The sequence below is a fragment of the Baekduia soli genome, from assembly GCF_007970665.1.
GTDB lineage: Bacteria > Actinomycetota > Thermoleophilia > Solirubrobacterales > Solirubrobacteraceae > Baekduia > Baekduia soli.
The window spans coordinates 1,974,921-1,999,316 of record NZ_CP042430.1 but is presented as its reverse complement, the minus strand read 5'-3'; the positions used below and the strand labels follow the sequence as shown (position 1 = coordinate 1,999,316).

Genomic DNA, 24,396 nt, shown 5'->3' with positions numbered 1-24,396 from the left:
CGGCGCGGATCGCCGAACGGCGGGTCGGCGCCGGTGGCGCGATAGACGGACAGCATCGGCCGGGGATCTTGACAGGCCGCTAGACTTGCGTCTTCTCGACTGAGATTTTCGGCACCTACGCAAGAAGAGAACATGCCTGAGAACCCCTTCACTCCCCCGGTCCCCTGCTCCGTCTGCGCCCAGCGCCCCGGCACGATGCACATGGTCGTCGCCACCGACGCCGGCCGCCGCGGCGCCGTGCTGTGCGAGCCCTGCGCGCGCGAGATGATGCAGGGCCTCGGGGCCGCCGGCCTCGGCCCGTCGGCCCAGGGCGCCGGCGCCCCGGCCCCGGACGCCCCGGCCTCCGGCACGCCCGCGCTCGACGAGTTCGGTCGCGACCTCACGAGCGCGGCGCGCGACGGCGCCATCGACCCCGTCATCGGGCGCGAGGACGAGATCGCCCAGACCATCGAGATCCTGGCCCGGCGGCGCAAGAACAACGCCGTGCTCATCGGCGAGGCGGGCGTGGGCAAGACCGCGATCGTCGAGGGGCTGGCCCTGCGCATCGTGCAGGAGGACGTCCCCGAGGCGCTGCACGGGGTGCGCGTCGTGGCGCTGGACCTCGGCGGCATGGTCGCCGGCAGCCAGTACCGCGGCCAGTTCGAGCAGCGCCTGAAGGCCGCGCTGGCCGAGGTCGCCGAGTCCGACGGGCGCATCGTCCTGTTCGTCGACGAGCTGCACACCGTCTTGGGCGCCGGTGGCGCCGAGGGCGCCATGGACGCCGCCAACCTGCTCAAGCCGATGCTCGCGCGCGGCGAGCTGCGCCTCGTCGGCGCCACCACGCTCGCCGAGTACCGGCGCATCGAGCGCGACGCCGCGCTGGCCCGGCGCTTCTCGCCGGTCACCGTCGACGCGCCGTCGGTGCCCGAGACCGTCGAGATCCTGCGCGGCCTGCGCGCCGCCTACGAGGAGCACCACGGCTGTGCGATCACCGACGACGCGCTGGAGGCCGCAGCGCGCCTGAGCGACCGCTACCTGACCGAGCAGCACCTGCCCGACAAGGCCATCGACCTCATGGACCAGGCGGCTGCCAAGCTGCGCCTGGCCCGCCCGGCGCCCGTCGACCTCACCGCTGTGCGCGAGGAGCTCGCCGAGGCCGTCGCGGCCGAGGACTACGAGCGCGCCGCGGTCCTGAAGGGCCGCCTGGAGCGCTCCGCACCGGCCGACGCGGGCACGCCCGAGGTGGGCGAGCGCGAGATCGCCGCCGTCGTGGCGGCGCGCACGGGCATCCCCGTCGGCGAGCTCGTCGCGGGTGAGCTGCAGCGGCTCGTCGAGCTCGAGGCCGACCTGCACGGGCGCGTCGTCGGCCAGGACGAGGCCGTGGAGAAGGTCGCCGACACGATCCGCCGCGCGCGCGTCGGGCTGTCGGAGCCCGACCGGCCGCTGGGCTCGTTCCTGTTCCTCGGCCCGACCGGGGTCGGCAAGACCGAGCTGGTCAAGGCGCTGTCCGAGCGCCTGTTCGCCACGGAGGACGCGCTCGTGCGCATCGACATGTCCGAGTACCGCGAGGCGCACACCGTCGCGCGGCTCATCGGGGCGCCCCCCGGCTACGTCGGCTACGGCGACGGCGGCCAGCTCACCGAGCCCGTCCGGCGCCGCCCGTACTCCGTGGTCCTGCTCGACGAGATCGAGAAGGCCCACCCCGAGGTCTGGAACGTCCTGCTCCAGCTGCTCGACGACGGCCGGCTGACCGACGGCGAGGGCCGCACGGTGGACTTCACGAACACCGTGGTGGTCATGACGTCCAACCTCGGCGCGGGCAAGGCGCGGCGCGCGCTCGGCTTCGCGGCCGAGCAGGCCGGTCCGTCGGAGGACCGCATGGTGCAGGCGGCCCGCTCGGCGTTCCTGGCCGAGTTCCTCAACCGGATCGACGAGATCGTGACGTTCACGTCGCTGGACGAGGCCCAGGTCGCCACGATCGCGCGGCTCATCGTCGACCGCGTGGCCCAGCGGCTGCTGGCCGAGCGGCGGATCGTGCTCGAGGTCGACGACGCGCTCGTCGCGCGCCTGGCGCGCGAGGGCTTCGACGAGGAGCTCGGCGCGCGGCCGCTGCAGCGCCACGTCCGCCGCACGCTGGAGCGCGAGCTCACCCGGGCGATCCTCGACGGCCGCCTGGCCGACGGGGCGCTCGTCCGCGCGACCGACGGCGCCGACGGGGCCGTGGCGCTCGAGGTCGCGGCCGACCCGGTCCTGGCGCTCGCGGCCTAGGCACGGCGCCCTGGGTGGGCGATGATGATCGGGACCCCGGTGCGTGACGACCGGGGTCCCGATGGGTAGGGCCTGCCAATGGCGACCGACATCACGACCGACCGTCTCCGGGAGCTCGCCGAGACCCGCCCCGCCCAGGGCAAGGTCCTCAGCGTCTTCATCAACCTCGACCCGCGCGAGTTCGCCACGCCGCCCGCGCGGGCGACGGAGATCCGGTCGGTGCTCGACGCCGCCGCCCGGTCGATCCGCGACCGCGACGACCTCACCCACCAGGAGCGCGCCGGGCTCGAGCACGACGTCGAGCGCGTCGCCGAGCGCCTGCGCGGCGGCACCGACACGGAGGGCGCGCGGGCGCTCGCGGTGTTCGCGTCGGAGTCCGCGGGGCTGTTCGAGGTCCTGCGCCTCCCCCGCCCCGTGCCGCACCGGGTCGGCATCGGCGACAGCCCGTGCGTCGAGCCGCTGGCCCAGATCGGCGCCGGCGAGCTGTGGTGGATCGTGCTCTGCGACCGCCGCCGGGTCCGGCTGCTGGCGGGCACGACCGATGGGCTCGTGGAGCTGTGGCGCCAGGACGACGAGGTCTCCGGCCGCCACGACCAGGGCGGCCTCTCGCAGTCGCGCTACCAGCGCGGCATCGAGAAGGAGGTCGACGACCACCTGCGCGCCGTCGACGGCGAGCTGCAGCGCCGCCTGCGCGGGCGCCACCTGGCCGGCGTCCTGCTCGGCGGTCCCAAGGAGACCGTCGCCCACCTCGAGGACCTGCTGCACGCCGACGTGCGTCGCTGCGTGCGCGGCCGCGTCGACGTCGACGTGTGGAACACGAGCGCCGACGAGGTCCTGCAGGCCGCCGCGCCCGTGCTCGGCGAGCTCATCGCCCGGCGCGACGACGAGCTGCGACAGCGCATCGACGAGGGCCTGGGCACCGGCGGGCGCGCCGCGTCGGGGCTCGGCGACGTGCTCACGGCCGTGCACGAGCGGCGCGTCGAGGTCCTCGTGGTCCAGGACGGGTTCGCCGCGGTGGGCATCCGCTGCCCGCGGTGCGGCTGGCTCGGCGTCAGCGCCGGCGCGCAGTGCCCGGCCGACGGGACGATGACCGAGCCGGTCGAGAACGTCGTCGAGGCGGCCGTCGCCGGCACGTTCGCCCAGGACGGCCGCGTCCGCTACCTGCCGGTCGACGACGCCGACCTCGAGCAGAAGGGCTCGATCGCCGCGCTGCTGCGGTTCTGAGCGGCGCGCCCGAGGGGCTGGGCCCCGGGCGCGGCGCCCGTCACGCCAGGCGCGCGAGCAGCTCGGCCCTCCGCGCCTGGCGCGACGCCGCCTGCAGCGCGGCCAGCGCCCCGTCCTCGGGCCCGTGGGGTCGCGCCCCGAGCGCGGTCGGGCAGGGACGTCGGCCATGACCTCGATGCGTGGTGCAGCCCGCGCTCTTCGGGCATGGAGCCGAACGCCGCCCGGTCGTCGGCGCCGACGGGCCGTCGCTGCCGGCGGCGGCCCCGGAAGGGGCTCAGCCGGCGAGGACGTGGATCGTGGCCAGCGTCGGGTCGGCCGCGCCGTGCAGGCGCGCCCCCGAGGCCACGAGCTCGCGCAGGTAGGCGACCGTGCCGGCGGTGATGCGCTCGCCGGGCAGCAGGGCGGGGATGCCGGGCGGGTAGCCGGCGATCGACTCGCAGGAGATCCGCCCCACCGCGGCGTCGACGGGCACGACCTCCGAGCGCCCGAGGAACGCGTCGCGCGGGATGACGACCATCTCGTTGTGCAGGGCCGTGGGGCCGCGCACGAGCGCCTCGACGGTCCCGGGGCGGCTGATCCGCTTGACGATCTCGTCGATGTCGCCCGCCAGGCGCACGAGCGCGTCGGTCGGCTGGCCCATGCCCAGGACGCAGACCATGGTGGCCACGGTGGCCAGCTCGGGCTGCACGTCGTAGGCGTTGCGCAGCGCGTCGGCGACCTCGTAGCCGGTACAGCCCGTGCCGCGCGTGTCGAGGACCAGGCGCAGGGGGTCGTAGCCCGCGACGCCGGGGTGGCCGACGAAGTCCTCGGCGATCGTCACGATGCCGGGCGTCGTCGCGAGCTTGGCGCGGGTGGCCGCCGCCGCGTCCAGCGTCTCGTGCAGGAGCGCCTCGCCGTGCACGGCGATCTGCCGGCGGGCGGCGTCCAGCGACGCCATGAGCAGCGAGGACGGGCTCGTCGAGCGCACGAGCCGGATCGCCCGGCCGACGGCGCCGGGGTCGATGCGCGGCGGGTCGACGCCGTTGCCGACGTGGAGCATCGCGCTCTGGGTGAGCGAGCCGATGATCTTGTGCGTGCTGGTGAGCACGGCGTCGGCGCCCAGGCGCAGCGCGCTCTGGGGCAGGTCGGGGTGGAAGCCGAAGTGCGGCCCCCACGACTGGTCGACGACGAGCGCCACGTCGTGGCGGTGGGCGACCTCGGCCAGCGCCGCGACGTCGGCCACCATGCCGTAGTAGGTCGGCGAGACCAGGAACGCGACGCGGGCCTCGGGATCGGCGGTCAGCGCGGCGTCCAGGGCGTCGGGCTCGACGCCGTGGGCCATGCCGAGCTCCTCGTCGTAGGCCGGCGCGACGAACGACGGCCGGCCACCGCTGAGCACGAGACCGTCGACGACAGAGGCATGCGAGTTGCGCTGGGCGACGACGTGCGCGCCGAGCGGGGCCAGCGCGAGGCAGAGGGCGTGGTTGCCCTGCGTGGCGCCGTTGGTCAGGAACCAGGTGCGCGTCGCGCCGTAGGCCTCGGCGGCGAGGGCCTCGGCTCGCTCGTAGGGCGTCGGCGACGGGCCGACGTCGACGCCGTGGATGTCCTGCGGGATGTCGAGCAGCAGGGCGTCGTCGCCGATGGCGTGGCGCAGTCCGGGATCGGCGCCCGGGCCGCCCTTGTGGCCGGGCACGTGGAAGCGCCCCGAACCGCGGAAGCCGTAGCCGACGACCGCGTCGAGGTAGGGCGCCGTCGGCTGCTCCGACGGGCCTGGATCGGGGGTGCGCGCCTCGCTCACCCGGTCACCGCCGGGCCGCGGTCATGCGGCGGCTTTGAGGAGATAGGCGCGGACGAAGCCGTCCAGGTCGCCATCGAGCACGCGCTGGGCATCGCCCATCTCGCGGTCGGTCCGGTGGTCCTTGACCATCGTGTACGGGTGCAGGACGTAGGAGCGGATCTGCGAGCCGAAGTTGACGTCCAGCGTCTCGCCCTTCTCCTTGGCGATGAGCTCCTGGCGCTCGCGCTCCTGGCGCTCGAGCAGCTTGGCGCGCAGCATCTTCATGGCCGTGTCCTTGTTGGCCGACTGCGACCGCTCGTTCTGGCACTGCACCACGATCCCCGAGGGGCGGTGGGTGATCCGTACGGCCGAGTCGGTCTTGTTGACGTGCTGGCCGCCGGCCCCCGAGGCGCGGTAGGTGTCGATCTGCAGGTCGTCGGAGTCGATCTCGACGTCGCCGGTGTCCTCGATGACGGGCGCGACCTCGACGCCCGCGAACGCCGTCTGGCGGCGGTTCTGCGCGTCGAAGGGCGAGATCCGCACGAGCCGGTGGACGCCCTGCTCGGCGTTGAACAGCCCGTAGGCGTTCTCGCCCGAGGCCCGGAACGTCGCCGACTTGATGCCCGCCTCCTCCCCCGCGCTGGCCTCCAGCAGCTCGACCTTGAAGCCGCGGCCCTCGGCCCACCGCATGAGCATCCGCAGCACCATCTCGGCCCAGTCCTGCGCGTCGGTGCCGCCGGCCCCGGCGTTGACGGTGACCAGCGCGTCGCCGTTGTCGTAGGGGCCGGAGAACAGCCGCTCCTCCTCCAGCGCGTCGAGGCGGTCCTGGACCGAGGCGACCTGCTGGCCGAGCTCGGCCTGCATCTCCTCGTCCTCCTCAGAGAGCTCGGCGAGCCCCTCGAGGTCGTCGACGTCGGCCTCCAGGACGCGGAAGGCCTCGAGCTTGCGCGCGGCGCGCGTGCGCTCGGCCGAGACCTTGGCCGCGCGGTCGGTGTCGTTCCAGAACCCCTCGGCCTGCATCTCCTCGTCGAGCTCGGCGATGCGGCCGGACAGCGTGTCGGCGTCGACGTGCTCGGCGAGCAGGTCCAGCTGGGCGCGGATCTGCGCCAGGCGCTGGGGTGAGGTGTCCTCCGGGACGGCCACGGGACCTACGAGCCGTGACACTTCTTGAACTTCTTGCCCGAGCCGCACCAGCACGGGTCGTTGCGCCCGATCGTGTCGTGCTCGTCGACGCGGCGCTGCTGCACCATCGGCGTGGCGTCCTCGCCCTCGACCTCGGCGTAGCCCTCGGTCGCCACGGCGCCGCCGGCGGCCGCGGCGGCGGCCAGCGCGCTGGGCTGCTGGGTGCCGACGCCGCCGGTGTAGCTCACGTTGCCGGGGCCGCGCACGGGGCCCGGCGCCGGGGCGGGAACCTGCGGCGCGCCGCCCTCGGCCTCCACCTCGACCTCGACGTGGAAGATCATCCGCGCGAAGTCCGCCCAGATGCTGTTCATCAGGTCGGTGAAGAGGTCGAACGCCTCGTTCTTGTAGGCGACGAGCGGGTCGATCTGGGCGAACCCGCGGAGGTGGATGCCCTCGCGCAGGTAGTCCATGTCGTACAGGTGCTCGCGCCACTTGTTGTCGATGATCTGCAGGAGCAGGTAGCGCTCGAGCGCTCGCATGAGCTCCTCGCCGAGCTCCTCTTCGCGACGCTCGTAGTACTCCATGGCGTCGGCCGTGAGGACCTGGACGAGCTCATCGCGCTCGTTGACCTCGTCGAGGCGGTCGGGCCCGAAGCCGGTGGGGAAGATGTCGGCCAGCGCGGTGAACAGCGCGTCGACGTCCCAGTCCTCCGCGAACTCCGAGGCGGTGTGCTCGTCGACGACGCGGCGGATGACGTCGCCGATCTGCTCGCGGGCGACCGCGCCCATGTCGCGGCCCTCGAGGACCTCGTCGCGGTACTGGTAGACGACGCGGCGCTGCTCGTTCATGACGTCGTCGTACTCGAGGACGCGCTTGCGCAGCAGGAAGTTCTGCTCCTCGACCTTCTTCTGGGCCTTCTCGATCTGCTTCGTCAGCATGCCCGCCTCGATGGGCTCCTCGTTGCCCTCGTCGTCGGTCGTGCCGAGCTTGTCGAGGATCTTGTAGATCCGGTCGCCGGCGAAGAGCCGCACGAGGTCGTCCTCGGCGCTGAGGAAGAAGCGGGACTCGCCGGGATCGCCCTGGCGACCGGCGCGGCCGCGCAGCTGGTTGTCGATGCGCCGCGACTCGTGGCGCTCGGTGCCGCAGATGAACAGGCCGCCGGCCTCGAGGACCTTCTCGCGCTCGGCCTCGATGCGGCGCTCGATCGCCGCGTAGACTTCGGCGTGGCGCTCCTCGTAGTCCGGGTCGCCGGGCTTGAGGCCGAGGTTGCGCAGCTCGATCTCGGTCTGGTGCTCGGGGTTGCCGCCGAGCTTGATGTCGACGCCGCGGCCGGCCATGTTGGTCGCGATCGTCACGCTGCCGCTGCGCCCGGCCTCGGCGACCACGTCGGCCTCGCGCGCCGCGTGCTCGGGCTTGGCGTTGAGGACGGAGTGCCCGATGCCCAGGGCCCGCAGGCGGTCGGAGATCATCTCCGAGGTCTCCACCGAGATCGTGCCGACGAGGATCGGCTGGCCGGCCTCGTGGCGGGCCTGGATCTCGCGGATGAGGGCGCTCCACTTGCCCTCCTTGGTCTTGTAGACCTGATCGTTGCGGTCCTGGCGCACCATGGGGCGGTTCGTCGGGACCTGCACGACGGGGAGCTTGTAGATCTTCATGAACTCCGTCGCCTCGGTGAGGGCGGTGCCCGTCATGCCCGAGAGCTTGGAGTACATGCGGAAGAAGTTCTGGTAGGTGATCGTCGCGAGGGTCTGGTTCTCCTCCTGGATCGCCACCCCCTCCTTGGCCTCCACCGCCTGGTGCAGGCCCTCAGACCAGCGCCGGCCCTCCAGGATGCGGCCGGTGAACTCGTCGATGATCTTGACCTCGCCGTCGATGACGGCGTAGTCGACGTCGCGCTTGTAGAGCGACTCGGCCTTCAGCGACTGGTGCAGGTGGTTGACCAGCGGGCCGTTCTCGGCGCGGTACAGGTGGTCGATGCCCAGGAACTTCTCGGCCTTGGCGACGCCCTGCTCGGTGATCGCCACGGTCTTGTGCTTCTCGTCGAACTCGAAGTCGAAGTCGGCGACGAAGTCCTTGCGCGAGCGCGGGTCCATGCCCTCGGGCGTCTTGCCCGGCACCATGACCTTGGCGAGCTTGGCGAACTGGACGTAGAAGTCCGCGGCCTGCTCGGGCGCACCGGAGATGATGAGCGGCGTGCGCGCCTCGTCGATGAGGATGTTGTCGACCTCGTCGACGACGGCGAAGAAGTGCGTGGCGACCGGGCGGCCGTCCTCGCCGATGCGCCCGCCGTGCTGGACCTTCTCCTCGATGCTCTGCGCCATGTTGTCGCGCAGGTAGTCGAAGCCGAACTCGGAGTTCGTGCCGTACGTCACGTCGCAGGCGTAGGCCTGCACCTTGTCCTCGTAGTCCTGCTGGTTCTCGAGGATCCCGACGCTGACGCCGCAGGCCTCGTAGAGCGGCATCATCCACTCGGCGTCGCGGCGGGCCAGGTAGTCGTTGACCGTCACGACGTGGACGCCCTTGCCGGCGAGCGAGTTCAGGACGACCGCGAGCGTGCCTGTGAGGGTCTTGCCCTCGCCCGTGCGCATCTCGGCGATCTGACCGCCGTGGAGCACCATGCCGCCGATGAGCTGGACGTCGAAGTGGCGCATCGCCATCGTGCGCCGGCCGACCTCGCGGACGACCGCGAAGCACTCGGGGAGCACCTCGTCGAGGGCGTCGGCGATCTTGTCGTCGTCCGGCTGGCTGCGCACGTGCTGGCGCAGCGCGTCCATCCGCTCACGGAGCTCGTCGTCGGATTCGAGCTCGAGCTCAGGCTCGAAGTCGGCGATCCGCGCGACGCGCTTCTCGTACTGGCGGAACTGCTTGGACTCGCCGATGTTCAGCGCGCGGTCGAGGAGACCCATGGACCTCAGTGTAGTCGGAGGGGCATCGGCACTCGGGGCGGGCGCGGGACGCCCGCCCCACTCGCCGCGACGGGGATCCTGGCCTACAGGGCGGCCGAGATTCCCCCTGCCGGGGACTCCTGCGGCGCCATGCCCGGCGGCTGGGCCGCGGCGGTCCGCGACTCCCTTCGCTTCCGGCGCTTGTCGCGGTGGCGCTTGACCTGGATCGCCAGCTCGTCCGCGCAGAGGTTGATCGAGTGGGCCATGTCCCGGGAGGCGTCGCGCGCCCGCAGCGTGGTCCCCTTCACCCGCAGCGTGACCTCGGCCACCATCGCGTCCGGGTTGGCCGGGTTGCGCTCCTCGAAGAGCTCGACCTCCAGCACGGCCAGCTCGGACACCTGCTTGCCCACCTTGGCGAAGCGCTTCTCCACGTGCTCCCGGAGGTCGTCCGAGACGGTCGTGTTGCGGCCCTTGACCTCGATCTGCATGCGGCCCTCCTGTGGGCTGGATCTCTAGGTCCTCACCACGGTAGACCCGCACGGCGAGATCGGCAATGGCTGTCGACACAAGGGCGTCCATCACAGGGTCCGGGCGTAGGTCACGGCGCCGACGCGGCGTACCCCCGCGGCCTTCAGCGCCACCGCGCAGGCGTGCAGCGTCGCGCCCGTGGTGTGCACGTCGTCGACGAGCAGGACGGCCTCGGGGACGGCCCGCGCGCGGACCTCCACCGGCAGCCGGCCCTCGGCCAGGCGCTGCCGGCGCGACGCACCGGCCTGGCGGCCGGCCCGCGACGGGCGTCGCCTCAGGAGCGCGGCGGCCTCCAGGTCGCAGCGGGACGCCAGCTCGGCGGCGATCCGCCCGGCGTGGTCCAGGCCCCGCCGCCGGCGGCGCAGCGGGTCGGCGGGCACCGCGGACAGGACCGCCCCGGCCAGCAGGCCCGGCGGCGCCGTGGCCGCCATCTGGGCGGCCATGAGCCCCGCCGCCGCCACGGCCCCGCGCTCCTTGAGCGCCCCCACGAGCCGGCGCGCCGGCCCCGCGTAGGCCACGGGCGCCCAGGCGCGGTCGTAGGCCAGGCGCCGAGCGGGGCAGGTGCGCCCGCAGCGCCCCGGCAGCCCGCACCGGGCGCACACGCCCGGTCCGAGCCAGGGCAGCGCGACCCGGCAGTCGCGGCAGAGCACGTCGCGGGGGCCCGGCGGGCGGCCGCAGGCCAGGCACGCCGGTGGGGCGAGGAGGCCGAGGAGGGGCGCGAGGAGCATGGCCCGAGCCTCCCGGTCGTGGCGTGACGGATCGAGACCGGATCGTCACGGCATCGCGCAGCGCGGGTGCCGACGTCGTGCAGCCCGCGCCGAGCCCGCCCCGCGGTGACAGAATCGGCGACGTGCTCGCCACCTCGGCCAACACCTCGTTCTCCATGGCCCCCGGTCCCATCGTCATCTGCCTGGTGCTGCTCGTGGGCTACGTGGTGCGCTGGAGGCGCGTCCGGGCCTCGAGCGAGGGCGCCCGCGGCGCTCCGGTGGACCGGCTCGTGGCCTGGGTCACGGGCGTCCTGCTCATCGCCGTGGCCCTCATCTCGCCGATCGACACGCTCGCCGACCAGGTCTTCGCGATGCACATGGTCCAGCACGTGATCCTGCTCGACCTCGTGCCCATCCTGCTCATCGTCGGCCTGACGAAGGTCATCCTGCGCCCGGTCGCCCGGCAGGTCGTCGACCTGGAGCGAGCGCTGGGACCGGTCGCCCACCCCGCCTTCGCCGTGGTCCTGTACGTGGGCCTCACGTGGGCCTGGCACATCCCGGCGCTCTACGACGCGGCGCTGGAGCACTCGGCGGTCCACGTGCTCGAGCACGTCTGCTTCCTGTCCATCGGCCTCCTGTACTGGTGGCACCTGCTGTCGCCGGTGCGCGGGCGCCACCTGACCGGCCTGACGCCGGTGGCCTACATGGCCTCCACGAAGGTGTTCGTCGGCCTGCTGGGCATCTTCCTGACCTTCGCCCCGCACGCGCTCTACGGCTTCTACGAGAACGGCCCGCGCGTGTGGGGGCTCAAGCCCGGCGACGACCAGGCGCTGGCGGGGGCCATCATGGCGATCGAGCAGTCGATCGTCATGGGCATCGCGCTGGCCTACCTGTTCGTGCGCGCGCTGACGGAGTCCGAGCTCGAGGAGCAGCGCGCCGAGCGCTACGGCCCGGCGGCGTAGCCCGGCCCCTAGGACGCCAGGACGGCGTGGTCGGGGACGCGGGCCGGGCCCTGCACGGTGACCTCGCCCCGCACGATGACACCGGCGCCGAAGTGGACGTCGCCGCGGACGTGCAGCGCCTCGCAGGCCACGAGCGAGGGCGGCCCGGCGGCGAAGCGCGCGTCGAAGTCCTCGACGAGCTTGAAGTGCTCGGGGTCGAGATCCACGAACGGCGGCACGCCGCGGCGCTCCGGGGCCAGGTGCACGGCCCGGCCCTCACCCACGACGTAGGCGTCGGAGCGCAGCGAGAGCAGGTCGTTGGTGGTCTTGACGGGCACGAAGCGCGAGCGCGGGACCCGCAGCGCCGCGGCGCCCTCGAAGACCCCGATCGCCGCGCCCATCGCGGTCTCGAGCTGGATCACCGGCGTGGAGGCCGCGTCGGCCGGGTCGACCGTCTTGCGGTTGACGATCATCGGCAGGTCCAGGACGCCGACCTCACCGAGCAGCGCCTCCAGCGCGCGGAGATCGATCCACAGCGTGTTGGTGTTGAAGAAGCGGTGGCGGGCGGTGTCCTGGAAGGCCTCGAGATCCTCGTCGGGCGTCTGGGCGATCTCGCGCAGCACGAGCGCACCGTCCGAGCGCCGGCGGGCCAGGTGGCCGCCCTTGCGGTCCGAGGACGTCCGGTCGGCCACCTCCATGAGGAACGGCGCGCCCGACCCGGCCAGCCAGGCCAGGATGCGCGGATCCAGGACGGCGCCGAGGTTGTCGGAGTTCGAGATGAACGCCCAGCGGTAGCCGCCCCGCAGCAGCGCGTCGAGCATCCCGGAGGTCACGAGCGCCGTGTAGACGTCGCCGTGGCCGGGCGGCGCCCACTCCAGCGAGGGGTCGGCCGGCCAGCTCACGGGCGCGAGCCCCTCACGCTCGATCTTGGGCACCTTGTTCTGCACGAAGTCGGCGGGCAGGTCGGCGGACAGGTCGCCGTGGCGGGCCAGGGCCGCCAGCGAGTCCTCCCGCGTGGCGAACGAGTTCATGAGCACGAGCGGCAGCCGCGCGCCGCTGGCCCGGCGCAGGTCCAGGACCTGCTCGGCGATGAGGTCCAGGAAGCTCATGCCGTCCTTGACCTCCAGCAGCGATTTGGCCTGCCGCATCCCCATGCTGGTGCCCAGCCCGCCGTTGAGCTTGATGACCACCGCCTCGTCCAGCGGCGCGGGCGCATCGGGCAGCTCCTCGGCGTCGGGCAGCTCGGCGACCGGCTCGATCCCGGCCTCCGGCAGGGTGCCGGTCTCGCCCTCCTGCAGGCGGCGGTGCTGGCGCGCGAAGGTCTCGACGGCGGCCTCGCCCAGGCCCTCGTCGCGCATCTTGCGCAGTGCTGCGTCCAAGGCGTCCACGGCCGGGGAACCTACCCGCTCGCGCGCCTCCTCCACGCGCCGCGGCGGCCGCACAGCGGGCTAGGGCTGCTCCCAGCGGCGCAGGTAGCCGCGCTGGTCCTCGGTGAGCTCGTCGAGCGTCACGCCCAGGGAGGCGAGCTTGAGGCGCGCGACCTCGCGGTCGATGTCGTCGGGCACGGCGTGGACGCCGGGCCCCAGGTCGCGGCCGGCCCCGGCCAGGTGCTCGACCGAGAGGGCCTGCAACGCGAAGGAGAGGTCCATGACCGACGCGGGATGGCCCTCGCCGGCGGCCAGGTTGACCACGCGCCCGGAGGCCAGGAGGTTCAGCCGCCGCCCGTCGGCCAGCGCGTACTGCTCGACCAGGGGCCGCACGCGGCGGCCCTGACCGGCCAGCGCCCGCAGCGCGGCCAGGTCGATCTCGACGTCGAAGTGCCCGGCGTTGGCGAGCACCGCGCCGTCCTTCATGCGCTCGAAGTGCGCCCGGCCCAGCACGCCGGGTGCGCCGGTGACGGTGATGAAGACGTCACCGCGGGCGGCGGCCTGGAGCGACGGCAGGACGTCGAAGCCCTCCATCCGCGCGTCGAGCCCGGCGATCGGATCGATCTCGCACACGACGACCTGGGCGCCGGCGCCGCGGGCCCGCAGGGCGATGCCGCGGCCCGTCGGGCCGTAGCCGAGGACGACGATCGTGCGCCCGGCCAGCAGGAGGTTCGTCGCCCGCAGGATCCCGTCCAGGGTGGACTGGCCCGTGCCGTAGTGGTCGTTGAACACGCGCTCGGCGCGGGCCTCGTTGACGGCCAGCACCGGGCAGCTCAGCCGTCCGGCGGCCTGCATCGCCCGGAGGCGCACGAGGCCGCTCGTCGTCTCCTCGGTGCCGCCGATGAGGCCGTCGAGGAGGTCGGGGCGCACCGCGTGCAGGGTCACGAGCAGGTCGGCGCCGTCGTCGAGCGTCACGTGCGGCGCGCGGTCCAGGACGTCGGCGACGTGGCCGCCGAGCGCGTCGAGGTCCTCCCCGCGGCGGGCGAAGACGCCGACGCCCTCGTCCTGGGCGAGCGCCGCGGCGACCTCGTCCTGGGTCGCCAGGGGGTTGGCGGCGCAGAGCGCCACCTCCGCGCCGCCGGCCACGAGCGTGCGCACGAGTCCGGCCGTCTCGGCCGTGACGTGCAGGCACGCGGCCACGGTCAGGCCGGCCAGGGGGCGCTGGGCGCCGAAGCGCTCACGGATCGAGCGCAGGACGGGCATCTGGGCGTCGGCCCACTCGATGCGCGTCGCGCCCGCCCCGGCGAGCGCGGGATCCGCGATGTCGCTCATGGCAGGGGAACCCGGCCCCCGACCGGTGGCGGTCGGGGGCACGGGTCGTCCGCGTGGCTAGTAGCGGTAGTGGTCCGGCTTGTACGGGCCCTCGACCGGCACGCCGATGTAGGCGGCCTGGTCGGGGCGCAGCTGCGTGAGCTTGACGCCGACGGCGTCCAGGTGCAGGCGCGCGACCTTCTCGTCGAGGTGCTTGGGCAGCACGTAGACCTGCTTGTCGTAGTCGTCGTTCTTGGTGAACAGCTCGATCTGGGCGATCGTCTGGTTGGTGAACGAGTTCGACATCACGAACGACGGGTGGCCGGTCGCGTTGCCCAGGTTCAGCAGGCGTCCCTCGGACAGCAGGATGATCGAGTGGCCGTCGGGGAAGACCCACTCGTCGACCTGCGGCTTGATGTTGATGCGCTTGATGCCGTCCAGCTTCTCCAGGCCGGCGACGTCGATCTCGTTGTCGAAGTGGCCGATGTTGCCCACGATCGCCTGGTGCTTCATGCGCTTCATGTCCTGCACCAGGATGATGTCCTTGTTGCCGGTCGTCGTGATGAACACGTCGGCGGTCTCGATGACGTCCTCCAGCGTGGCGACCTGGTAGCCCTGCATCGAGGCCTGCAGCGCGCAGATCGGGTCGATCTCGGTGACGATGACCCGCGCGCCCTGGGCGCGCAGCGACTCGGCGCTGCCCTTGCCCACGTCGCCGAAGCCGCACACCACGGCGGTCTTGCCGGCCAGCATGACGTCCACGGCGCGGTTGATGCCGTCCACCAGCGAGTGCCGGCAGCCGTAGAGGTTGTCGAACTTGCTCTTGGTCACCGAGTCGTTGACGTTGATGGCCGGGAACAGCAGCTCGCCGCGCTGGGCCAGCTCGTAGAGGCGATGCACGCCGGTGGTGGTCTCCTCGGTCACGCCCAGGATGCCCTCGCCGATCGCCGTCCACTTGCCCGGGTCCTGCGCGATGGACTTCTGCAGCAGCGTCAGGAAGACGCGGAACTCCTCGGACTCCGCACCCGCGGGGTCGGGCACGGCGCCGGCCTTCTCGAACTCGGTGCCCTTATGGACGAGCATCGTCGCGTCGCCGCCATCGTCGAGGATCATGTTCGGACCCTCACCCCCGGGCCAGGTCAGCGCCTGCTCGGTGCACCACCAGTACTCCTCCAGCGTCTCGCCCTTCCAGGCGAAGACCGGCACGCCCTGGGGGTCCTCCGGCGTGCCATGGGGGCCCACGGCCACCGCGGCCGCCGCGTGGTCCTGGGTGGAGAAGATGTTGCAGGAGACCCAGCGCACCTCGGCACCCAGCGCGGTCAGCGTCTCGATGAGCACCGCCGTCTGGATCGTCATGTGCAGCGAGCCCATGATCCGCGCGCCCTTCAACGGCTGCGAGGCCGCGAACTCCTCGCGGGTCTTCATCAGGCCCGGCATCTCGTGCTCGGCCAGGCGGATCTCCTTGCGACCGAACTCGGCCAACCCGAGATCAGCGACCTTGAAGTCGGTGTGCGTCGTGGCAGCAGTGGTGCTCATGCGGTCTCCGTGGTGGTGGACTGTCGCGCGCGGACGATCTCCAGCAGCCTCGAGTGCTTCTCCTGCTCGAAGCGCAGCCAGTCGTCGGCCGGCACGTCGTCGGGACGCTCCGGCCGTGCCTCGAACCACGCCTCCACCGCGTCACGGAGTCCCGTGTCGCGGCGCAGGCGTAGCGCGAAGCCGATCTCCCCGAGGCCGAGGTCGTGGCCTGCGAGCAGCTCCTTGAGCGTGCGCAGGCGCTGGAGCTCGGCGGCGCCGTACAGGCGGTAGCCGGCACCGGAGCGCTGGGGCTCGATGAGCCCGTTGCGCTCGATGTAGCGCAGCATCCGGGGCGACCACCCCGTCGTCTCCGCAGCCTCGTGGATCGTGAGGGCGTCCATCGCGTCCCCAACCTTACCACGGTCGTGTCAAGGTTTCGCCACAGGCCTCAACCTGTCGCGCGGAGCACCGTCGAGCGGCGCTTGTGCTGCTGCTCGTAGAGCCGGACGACGCCCTTGGTCGCGACGTCGGCGCTGCGCAGCCGGGCCACGATGGTCGCCGCCGACATCGTGTCGTAGCCGTCCCACGGCAGGTCGACCACGATCGAGCCGCCGACGTCCTCGGCGGGCCCCACGGACTCCACGACCTCGGCCCCGGAATCGACGTGGTCCACCGCGCGCAGTGGGCGCTGGCGCAGCGGCCTGGGCGGCGGCGCCGCGGCCTCGCGCTCGGCGCTGCGGCGCAGCGTCTCGGCCGCCGTCGGCGGCGGCGGAGCGGACGGCGTGGACGGCATGGACGGCGCCTCGGCGGTGGTCGGCGCGGGGTCCGGCGCCCACGCCATGCCGGCGGTCTCGGCGCCGGTGAAGCGATCGACGACCCGTCGCACGAGCCACTCGAACAGCAGGAACGGCAGGCGGAGCAGCAGCTGCATGGCCGGCCCCTAGCGCTCGGCCAGGCTGCGCTTGAGCTGGTCGATGAGCTCGACCGGCCCGGGATCGGTGCCCCGCAGCGCCGCCAGGTAGACCGACACGAGGTCGCCCAGCAGGACCATGGAGAAGACGCGCTCGACGAGCGTCGTGCCGCGGGTCTGGACGCGGAACGTGCCGGCGGCGGCGTCGCGCACGAGGCTCTCGGTCAGCTCGACGCGGTCGGCGATGCGCGGATGCGTGTCGCTGTCCTCGAGGAACACGGCGCTGAAGCGCGCGAGCTCGCCCGCCCCGGTCCAGCCCACGAGCTCGTTGTGGTCGAGCTCGGGGAGCTCGTGCCAGAACGCGGGGACCTTCGCGTTCTCGTTGATCTGCGTCTTCCAGCGGTAGGCGATCGCGGTCGTCACGCCGGCGCCGGCGATGACCGGCACCGTGCCGACCAGGCCTCGGGCCAGGCTCTTGGCCAGCGTGTCCTCGGGAGCCTCGGGCCCCCATTCCACGACGAGCTCCTCGAGGTGCTCGGCCGCCACGTCGATGTCCGACGCGCAGCGCGGCCCGGCGCCGCAGCGGGCGGCCACCTCGAGCGCGGCAACGGTCATGTACGCCACCGCGGCGCGGGGCTGCAGCCCGCCGGCGACGGGGATGACGGGCACACCGTCGGCGCGCGCGAGCTCGGCCAGGCGGCCGCCGCTGGTCGCCACGACGCGCGTGGCGCCGAGCGCTCCGGCGGCCTCGTAGCAGGCCAGGGTCTCCTCCGTGTCGCCCGAGTAGCTCGAGCACAGCACGGTCGTGTCGGGCGTCGTCCACGGCGGCAGGCCGTAGGCGCGCGCCGCGAGGATCGGCCGCGTCGCGCTGTCGCCGAGCGCCGCGCGAGCCAGCGCGCCGCCGATGGCCGAGCCGCCCATGCCGGCCACGACCAGGCCCGCCGGGCTGTCCCACTCCGACAGCTGCGAGGACTCGACCTTCCACAGGGCGTCGCGCAGGTGCTCCGGGATGGCCAGCACGTCGGTGAGCTGATCGCTGGAGTCGATGCGCCCGATGCTCTCGCGATCGAGCTGGAGGTTGGTCGTCGTCATGGCTGCATCCTCATGGTCATCCGCCGTCTAGAACGTGATCGCCCCGTCCGCGAGCTCCGTGCCGGGAAACACCTTGATCCCCGCGGTCAGGATGTTGCCCGACCCCACCGTGACGTCCTCCCCGATCACCGCGCCGCCGCGCACGACGGCCCCGTCGGCGATCCGCGCCCGCGGCGCGATGATGCAGTCGGTCACCTCGCATCCGACCCCGATGGTCGCACCATCGAGCACCACGGCGCGTTCCACCCTCGCCCCGCGGCCCACGGTGACGCCCGGCCCCAGGACGACGAGGCTGCCGACGTGGGCACCGGCGTCGATGCGGCAGCCCGCCCCGACCACGGCCGGCGGGATGATCCGGCCGTCGACGCGGACGTCGTCGGCGACGGCCAGGAAGCCGGGGCCCAGGCGCTCGGCCACGCCGGTGCGCACGTTGCCCTCCAGGATGTCGAACGTGCCCTGCAGATAGCGATCGGGCGTGCCGATGTCCATCCAGTAGGCGTCCTGCGCCGGCGCGCCGAAGAGGCCGGCGCCGACGAGCCGGGGCCAGACCTCGCGCTCGATGGAGACGTTGCGTCCCTCGGGGATGAGGTCCAGCACGGCGTGCTCGAGCACGTAGATCCCGGCGGAGATCAGCGTCGTCTGCAGGCCGACGAGCTCCTCGGGGCCGGGCTTCTCCAGGAATCCGGTGACCGCGTGATCCTCGTCGAGCAGCACGAGCCCGTAGGCCGAGGGGTCGTCGACGGGCACGAGGCCCAGCGTGCCGACCGCGCCCGTCTCCTCGTGGCGGCGCAGCTGGGCGCTGACATCGATGTCGCACAGCACGTCGCCGTTGAGCATGAGGAACCGCTCGTCGAGCAGGTCCTGGGCGTACTTCAGCGCGCCGGCCGTGCCGCGGGGCTCGGGCTCCACGACGTAGCGCAGGCGGATGCCCAGCGCCGCGCCGTCGCCGAGCGCCTCGCGCACCTGGGTGGGCTCGAAGCCGCAGCTCAGGATGACGTCGTCGACGCCGTGCCCGCGCAGCCACTCGAGCATGTAGACCAGGAACGGCCGGTCGACGAGGGTGATGACGGGCTTGGGCCGGCGCGAGGTCAGCGGACGCAGGCGGGTCCCCTCCCCGCCCACGAGGATCACGGCCTGCATGCCCTAGTGGCTCCGGCCGACGCCCTCGTAGGTCAGGCCCGCGGCCCGCACCGCGGCGGGGTCCAACGCGTTGCGACCGTCGATGATGAGCGTGCCGGCCATGACCGCCGCGACCTGCTCGAAGTCCAGCGCGCGGAACTGGTCCCACTCCGTGACGAGCACGACGGCGTCGGCGTCGCGGGCGACCTCGAGCGCGTCGGGGGCGAACTCGATGCCCGTGATGAGCTTTCGCGCCTCGTCCTCGGCGATGGGGTCATGGGCGATCACCGTGGCGCCGGCGGCCTGCAGACGCGCGCTGAGCACGAGCGAGGTCGCCTCGCGCATGTCGTCGGTGTTCGGCTTGAAGGCCAGGCCGAGCAGCCCGATGCGGCGCCCGACGAGCGTGCCGAGGTGCTTCTGGAGCTTGCCCATGACGCGGCGCTTCTGCAGCTCGTTGACCTCGATGACGGAGTTCAGCAGCTGGAAGTGGTAGCCCGAGTTGCCCGCCAGCTGCTTGAGCGCGGTGACGTCCTTGGGGAAGCACGAGCCGCCGAAGCCCAGGCCGGCCTGCAGGAACTTCGGGCCGATGCGGTCGTCCAGGCCCATGCCCTTGGCGACCTCGACGACGTCGGCGCCCGTCTCCTCGCACACGTTGGCGATCTCGTTGATGAACGAGATCTTCGTCGCCAGGAACGCGTTGGAGGCCAGCTTGACCATCTCGGCGCTGTTGATGTCGGTACGCACCTGCGGCGCGTCCAGCGACGAGTAGAGCTCGGCGACCGCGTCGCCGGCCCAGTCGCCGTCGTCGCCGATCACGACGCGGTCGGGGTGCAGGAAGTCCTTGACCGCCGAGCCCTCCTTGAGGAACTCGGGGCACGACACGTAGCGGAACTGGTCCTTGCCGGTGGCGGTGAACAGCCGCTTGATCGACGTGCCGGTGCCCGCCGGCACGGTCGACTTCATGACGAGCGCGTGGTGGTCGGAGACCGGCATCGCGTTGACGACCGCGTGGACCGCGCTGAGGTCGGCGTCGCCGGAGTAGGTCGGGGGCGTGCCGACGGCGACGAAGAGCAGCCGCGCGCGCTCCAGCGCATCGGAGAGCTCCGTGCTGAAGTGCAGCCGCTCTCGATTCTTGGCGATCAGCTCCTCGAGCCCGGGCTCATAGATCGGGATCTCGCCCTGCTTGAGGCGCTCGATCTTGTCCGCGTCGATGTCGACGCAGTACACGTCGCTGCCGAGTTCCGCGAACCCGGCCGCCGTGACGAGTCCGACGTATCCGGTTCCGATGACTCCGATGGGCTCACGCTCGCTCATGAAGCGCGAGAGGCTAGCGAAGGGTCGCGGCCACGCGCCCCCCGGTGGACTAGTCCGCCGGCCGGCATCCGGGGCCCCGCCGTCCGGGGCCGGACGGGCCCTCCGGGCCCTCAGTTGATCATCGAAACCGACCGGGCCAGACCCAGCATCTGCTTGTTCGTCAGCGACTGCAGGAGCGTGTTGGAGACCCAGTAGACGGCCTGGGGCGTGCGCCAGGCCACGAGCCGAAGGCGGCTGCCGTCGTAGAACAGCTCGTAGGTCCGCGACCCGATCCGTCGGCGCTCGCTCGGGTTGTCGAGGATCGGCGGGCCCTTCCACGTCGTGCCCTGCACGCCGTAGTACTGGCCGAGCTCGTCGGTCTTGACCACGATCCGGTAGGCGCGGTAGCGGTGGTGGCCGCGGTCGTAGATGTCGTAGGCGCGGCTGTGGTCGGGCAGGTACTCGGCGCCGGCCAGCACTGCGCGCGGGTAGTAGACGGGCACCGGCAGCTTCGTGGCCAGCTGCACCGCCTCGTCCTCGGCGACGCGCGGCGCCAGCTGCAGGCCGGGGGCCAGCGTCGAGTCCGTGCGGCGCTTGCCCTTCGGGCTGGTCGTCGTCTTCTTCGCCGTGCCCCGCGGGCCCTTGGAGCCCTTGGCGTTCATGAACTGCTGGGTGACCTTGGCCAGGTTCTCCGGGGTCACCGTCACGAAGTCGCCGGTGATGTCGCCGGGGAAGCGGACCTCCTGCACCGGGTTCTGGGCCGACTCGATCGCGAGCTTGAGCAGCCGCAGGATCGCCTGGTTGGAGTTGATGTCGGTCTGCGTGTAGCGACCGAAGATCCGCAGGAGCGCCTTGCGGTCGCTGAAGACCTTGCCGACCCCGACCTGGTCCTTGGCGTCGGACAGGAACTGCTGCTGGCGCGCCGCGCGCACGAGGTCGGTGTCGAAGTGGCGGTAGCGCACGTAGTCCAGCGCGTCCTGGCCGCAGAGCTGCTGGTAGCCGGCCTTGATGTCGATCGTCGCGTAGTCGCCACCGCCGCCGAACGGCGGGTTGTTGTCGTTGAAGTAGCGGCGGTCGACGTCGGTGTAGACACACCCGAGGCGGTCCACCGCGCGGCGGAAGCCGCCGAAGTTCACGTTGACGACGTGGTTGATCGGGATGTTCAGCAGCTTGCGCACGGTCTTGACCGTCAGCGGGGCGCCGCCGATCGCGTAGGCCGCGTTGATCTTGTCGGTCCCGTGGCCCGGGATCGACACCTTGAGGTCGCGCGGCAGCGACATGACCGCCGTGACGCCCTTGGACGGGTCCAGCCGCAGCAGGATGATCGTGTCCGAGCGCACGGGGGTCTTGGCCGCGATGTCGACGAACCGGCGGTCGGAGCCCAGGATGAGGATCGTCTGCGGCCCGCCGGCGTTCACGCCGTCCAGCGCGCCCTGGATGCCCTGGATGCCCGTCGTGTTCTTGAAGAAGATCGTCGTGTCGTCCTTGACCTCCAGCAGCGCCGCGGTCGCCACGGTCGCCGCGCTGGCCAGCACGACGATGAGCGCGCCGAGCACGAAGCGCTTGTACATGCTCCAGGCGAGGCGGGGCGGGCGGTCGTCTGAGGTGCTGGCGCTCACGGGCCGATGTGGGTCAGGGAGCCGGCGATGCCGAGCATCTGGGCGTTGCTCAGCGACAGCGTGAGGCTGTTGGAGATCCAGTACACGGCATCCTTGCGCTTCCAGGCGACGAACCGCAGCCTGCTGCCCGACTTGAACAGCAGCAGGCGCTTGCCGCCGACCGTCGTGCTGGACGTCGGGTGGGCCAGCAGCGGGGGCGTCCGCCAGTCCGTGCCCTGGATCCCGTAGTAGCTGCCCTCGTCCAGGCTCTCGAGGACGACGAGCCGGTAGGCCTGGTGCGGATGGCCGGCGCGGTCGCGGATCGTGTAGATCCGCGGCGAGGGCGCGGTCAGCGACCCGGACTCCGTGACGCTGGCGTAGCGGCCCGCGGGCGTGAGCTTGCCCGGGAAGTAGAGGCGGAAGCCCAGCCGGCGCTGGGCGACGGCGCGCGCCACGGCGTTCTCGCCCGCCGTGCGCCCGGACACCAGCCGCGCCCGGGCGGCCTGCGCGTTGCCCGTCGTGTTGCGGACCGGCGTCGAGGCGGCGGTCTTCTTCCTGACCTGGGGCGAGGCGTGGAAGAACTGGTTGCGCAGCGTCTGGATCGTCTGCTCGGACGCCTCCACGTACTCGCCGGTGGCCGGGTCGCCGGTGAACGTCGCCGGGAACTTGATCTGGGCGACCGGGTGGTCGGCCGAGAAGATGGCCAGCTTGGCGAGCTTGATGACCTCGCCCACCGACCGCAGGCTCGTGTCGGTCTGGGTGGCGCCCTTGAGGATCCTGATGAGCTTGCTGCGCTGGTTGATGAGCGCCGACGTGCTGAGCTGGTCCTTGGCCGAGCGCAGGAAGTCCTGCTGGCGTGCGGCGCGCACGATGTCGGTGTCGGCGTGGCGGAAGCGCACGTAGTCCAGCGCACGCTGGCCGCAGAGCCGCTGGTAGCCGGGTCGCACGTCGATCTCGGCGTAGTGCTCGGACACCGGAAGGCCGAGGTTGGAGTGGTAGTAGCGCCGGTCGACATCGGTGTAGACGCAGCCCACGGCGTCGACGGCCTCCCGGAAGCCCTTGAACTGGACGTTGATGATGTGGTTGATCGTGAAGTCGCCGCCGAAGAGCTGCTTGATCGTCGCCGCGGTCAGGCCCGGGCCGCCGAGCGAGTAGGCGGCGTTGATCTTGTTGATGCCGTAGCCCGGGATGAGGACCTTCAGGTCGCGCGGGATCGACAGGACCGCGGTGGCCTGCTGATCGGGATCCATGCGGACGAGCAGGATGGTGTCCGAGCGGGCCGGGTTGCTCTTCTCGAGCAGCGGGTTGTTCTTCTTGAGGTCGGCGTACCGGCGATCGGAGCCCAGGATGACGATGGTCTGCGGCTTGCCGGGCTTGGCCTCCGTGACCTCCTTGGTGTGGATCGGCGGCGGCGCGCCGGGCGGAGCGGCGATCTCGTCCTTGATCTTCAGCAGCCCGGCGGTCGCCGTCGCGGCGGCGGTGAGCAGCACGATGACCAGGACGCTCAGACCCGCGCGCAGCAGGAAGCGCAGGCCCTCGCGCGGAGGGCGGTCCTCGTGGTGCAGCTTCAAGCCAGACCGCCCTCGACGGCGCGCAGGTCGGGGCCGTCGTCGGGCTCCCTGTGCTCCAGCCACGACGGCAGGAGGCGCACGAAGTCCGAGACGGCCTGGCGGAAGCGGCGCAGGGAGGAGATCGACACCCACTCCTGCGGCCCGTGGTGGCCCGCCCCGACCGGCCCGAACTCGACGGCGGGGATCCCGGCCTCCAGGAAGGACACGGCGTCGGACGCGCCGTCGCGCCCGACGCTCAGCGCCTCGCCCTCGATGGAGCGGCCGATCGCGTCGCGCAGCGCGCGGACATAGGGGTTGGCCCGCGAGACCACCGCGGGCGCACGCGTGAAGCACTTGAGGATCTCGACGTCGGGGATCGCCCGGATCTGCGCGAGGATCTCCCCCGGGTCCTGCGTCGGCAGGAAGCGGATGTCGACGTCCATCGTGCACCGGTCGGGCACCTTGTTGAACGCGTCGCCGCCCTCGATGCGGGCCAGGTTGATCGACGGCCGGTCGAAGAGGTCGGAGGACTCCCGCGAGAACGGCAGCGTCTCGATGCGCCGGAACGCGTCGTGGGCCTTGAGGATCGCGTTGTCGCCGAGCCACGGCGTCGAGCCGTGGGCCGCGACGCCGCTGACCGCGACGCGGGCGGCCAGCACGCCCTTGGCCTGGATCCCGATGTGCAGGTCGGTGGGCTCGCCGGTCAGCGCGAAGTCGCCCGTCAGCCCCGAGGCGATGAGCACGTCGGTCGAGCGGCTCGAGACGTCTTCGGACTCCTCGTCGGGGACGCACACGAAGCGCACGCGGACCTGCTGCTGGGCGGCGACGTCCTTGACCGCGCACATCATCGCGGCCAGCGCGCCCTTCATGTCGTAGGCGCCGCGGCCGATGAGCCGGTCGCCCTCCACCGTGGGCGCGAACTGCGCGGCGTAGGCCGGGACGACGTCGAGGTGGCCGTGCAGGATGACCGTCGGCGCGGCGGCCGAGGCGGGCGCCCCGGCGTCGACCATCACGACGGGCAGGCCGTCGTGGTCCAGGCTCTTGACCTCGAGCTCGTGGGATTCCAGCCAGCCCTTGACGAAGCCGGCGGCCGCGTTGAGCCCGTCGAGCGTGGAGGTGTCGTACGTGATCAGCCGCTCGGCCAGGACGCGCTCGTCCATCGGGGGTCAGGGTACCGCCCCGGGGGGCGCCGGGGCGCAGGGCACCGGGCGTGCGCCACCGCACGCGGCGG

The 24,396-nt window shown here is 72.4% G+C and carries 19 protein-coding genes; 3 read left to right on the top strand and 16 right to left on the bottom strand.

Annotated features, from left to right (window positions below; translation table 11 throughout):
* The first annotated feature begins 132 nt into the window (after window positions 1-132).
* Window positions 133-2,247 (top strand): ATP-dependent Clp protease ATP-binding subunit, encoded by a 2,115-nt coding sequence (locus FSW04_RS09310; RefSeq protein ID WP_146918567.1) that lies wholly within the window; start codon window positions 133-135, stop codon window positions 2,245-2,247.
* Window positions 2,248-2,325: 78 nt separating this feature from the next.
* Window positions 2,326-3,471, top strand: a complete 1,146-nt coding sequence (locus FSW04_RS09305) for a baeRF10 domain-containing protein (protein ID WP_146918564.1) — start codon at window positions 2,326-2,328, stop codon at window positions 3,469-3,471.
* Window positions 3,472-3,745: 274 nt separating this feature from the next.
* On the opposite strand, the gene FSW04_RS09300 is transcribed toward FSW04_RS09305, so the two are convergent.
* The 5 genes from FSW04_RS09300 to FSW04_RS09280 all read right to left on the bottom strand — a co-directional run bounded on the left by FSW04_RS09300 (window position 3,746) and on the right by FSW04_RS09280 (window position 10,490).
* Window positions 3,746-5,248 carry an aminotransferase class I/II-fold pyridoxal phosphate-dependent enzyme gene (locus FSW04_RS09300; protein WP_146918562.1) on the bottom strand — a complete coding sequence of 501 codons (1,503 nt, stop codon included), beginning with the start codon at window positions 5,246-5,248 and terminating at the stop codon, window positions 3,746-3,748.
* Between the two features lie 21 nt (window positions 5,249-5,269).
* Window positions 5,270-6,370 carry a peptide chain release factor 2 gene (prfB, locus tag FSW04_RS09295; RefSeq protein ID WP_146918560.1) on the bottom strand — a complete coding sequence of 367 codons (1,101 nt, stop codon included), beginning with the start codon at window positions 6,368-6,370 and terminating at the stop codon, window positions 5,270-5,272.
* A 5-nt stretch (window positions 6,371-6,375) separates the two neighbouring features.
* Entirely contained in the window at window positions 6,376-9,255 is a 2,880-nt protein-coding gene (gene secA / locus FSW04_RS09290; RefSeq protein ID WP_146918557.1) for a preprotein translocase subunit SecA, read from the bottom strand.
* 83 nt (window positions 9,256-9,338) lie between these two features.
* A complete protein-coding gene (gene hpf, locus FSW04_RS09285) occupies window positions 9,339-9,722 on the bottom strand; it encodes a ribosome hibernation-promoting factor, HPF/YfiA family (protein WP_146918555.1) in 384 nt (127 codons plus the stop codon).
* Window positions 9,723-9,812: 90 nt separating this feature from the next.
* Entirely contained in the window at window positions 9,813-10,490 is a 678-nt protein-coding gene (locus FSW04_RS09280) for a ComF family protein (RefSeq protein ID WP_146918553.1), read from the bottom strand.
* 122 nt (window positions 10,491-10,612) lie between these two features.
* On the opposite strand from FSW04_RS09280, the gene FSW04_RS09275 reads away from it, so the two are divergent.
* Window positions 10,613-11,431, top strand: a complete 819-nt coding sequence (locus FSW04_RS09275) for a cytochrome c oxidase assembly protein (RefSeq protein ID WP_146918550.1) — start codon at window positions 10,613-10,615, stop codon at window positions 11,429-11,431.
* Window positions 11,432-11,439: 8 nt separating this feature from the next.
* On the opposite strand, the gene FSW04_RS09270 is transcribed toward FSW04_RS09275, so the two are convergent.
* From FSW04_RS09270 to FSW04_RS09220, 11 genes are all read right to left on the bottom strand, one after another.
* The gene (locus FSW04_RS09270) at window positions 11,440-12,798 is read right to left on the bottom strand and encodes a UTP--glucose-1-phosphate uridylyltransferase (RefSeq protein ID WP_228431064.1); all 1,359 of its coding nucleotides are present in this window, start codon (window positions 12,796-12,798) and stop codon (window positions 11,440-11,442) included.
* Window positions 12,799-12,858: 60 nt separating this feature from the next.
* Window positions 12,859-14,109 (bottom strand): adenosylhomocysteinase, encoded by a 1,251-nt coding sequence (locus FSW04_RS09265; RefSeq protein WP_146918548.1) that lies wholly within the window; start codon window positions 14,107-14,109, stop codon window positions 12,859-12,861.
* A gap of 57 nt (window positions 14,110-14,166) precedes the next feature.
* Window positions 14,167-15,624 carry an adenosylhomocysteinase gene (gene ahcY / locus FSW04_RS09260; protein WP_146918546.1) on the bottom strand — a complete coding sequence of 486 codons (1,458 nt, stop codon included), beginning with the start codon at window positions 15,622-15,624 and terminating at the stop codon, window positions 14,167-14,169.
* Window positions 15,621-16,004, bottom strand: a complete 384-nt coding sequence (locus FSW04_RS09255; RefSeq protein WP_146918544.1) for a MerR family transcriptional regulator — start codon at window positions 16,002-16,004, stop codon at window positions 15,621-15,623. Before FSW04_RS09255 ends, ahcY begins: the two co-directional genes overlap by 4 nt.
* 47 nt (window positions 16,005-16,051) lie before the next feature.
* Window positions 16,052-16,534, bottom strand: coding sequence for a hypothetical protein (locus FSW04_RS09250; RefSeq protein WP_146918542.1), 483 nt, complete (start codon window positions 16,532-16,534; stop codon window positions 16,052-16,054).
* A 9-nt stretch (window positions 16,535-16,543) separates the two neighbouring features.
* Window positions 16,544-17,605: a bifunctional phosphoglucose/phosphomannose isomerase gene (locus FSW04_RS09245; RefSeq protein WP_146918540.1), complete on the bottom strand. Its 1,062-nt coding sequence runs from the start codon at window positions 17,603-17,605 to the stop codon at window positions 16,544-16,546.
* 27 nt (window positions 17,606-17,632) lie between these two features.
* Window positions 17,633-18,745 (bottom strand): sugar phosphate nucleotidyltransferase, encoded by a 1,113-nt coding sequence (locus FSW04_RS09240; RefSeq protein ID WP_146918537.1) that lies wholly within the window; start codon window positions 18,743-18,745, stop codon window positions 17,633-17,635.
* A 3-nt stretch (window positions 18,746-18,748) separates the two neighbouring features.
* Window positions 18,749-20,038 (bottom strand): UDP-glucose dehydrogenase family protein, encoded by a 1,290-nt coding sequence (locus FSW04_RS09235; protein ID WP_146918535.1) that lies wholly within the window; start codon window positions 20,036-20,038, stop codon window positions 18,749-18,751.
* 110 nt (window positions 20,039-20,148) lie between these two features.
* Complete coding sequence (locus FSW04_RS09230) at window positions 20,149-21,636, bottom strand: LCP family protein (RefSeq protein WP_146918533.1); 1,488 nt, start codon at window positions 21,634-21,636, stop codon at window positions 20,149-20,151.
* Window positions 21,633-23,186, bottom strand: a complete 1,554-nt coding sequence (locus FSW04_RS09225) for an LCP family protein (RefSeq protein ID WP_146918531.1) — start codon at window positions 23,184-23,186, stop codon at window positions 21,633-21,635. Before FSW04_RS09225 ends, FSW04_RS09230 begins: the two co-directional genes overlap by 4 nt.
* On the bottom strand, window positions 23,183-24,325 hold the full coding sequence (locus FSW04_RS09220; protein ID WP_146918529.1) for a M20 family metallopeptidase: 1,143 nt from the start codon (window positions 24,323-24,325) through the stop codon (window positions 23,183-23,185). Before FSW04_RS09220 ends, FSW04_RS09225 begins: the two co-directional genes overlap by 4 nt.
* Between the last annotated feature and the right edge of the window lie 71 nt (window positions 24,326-24,396).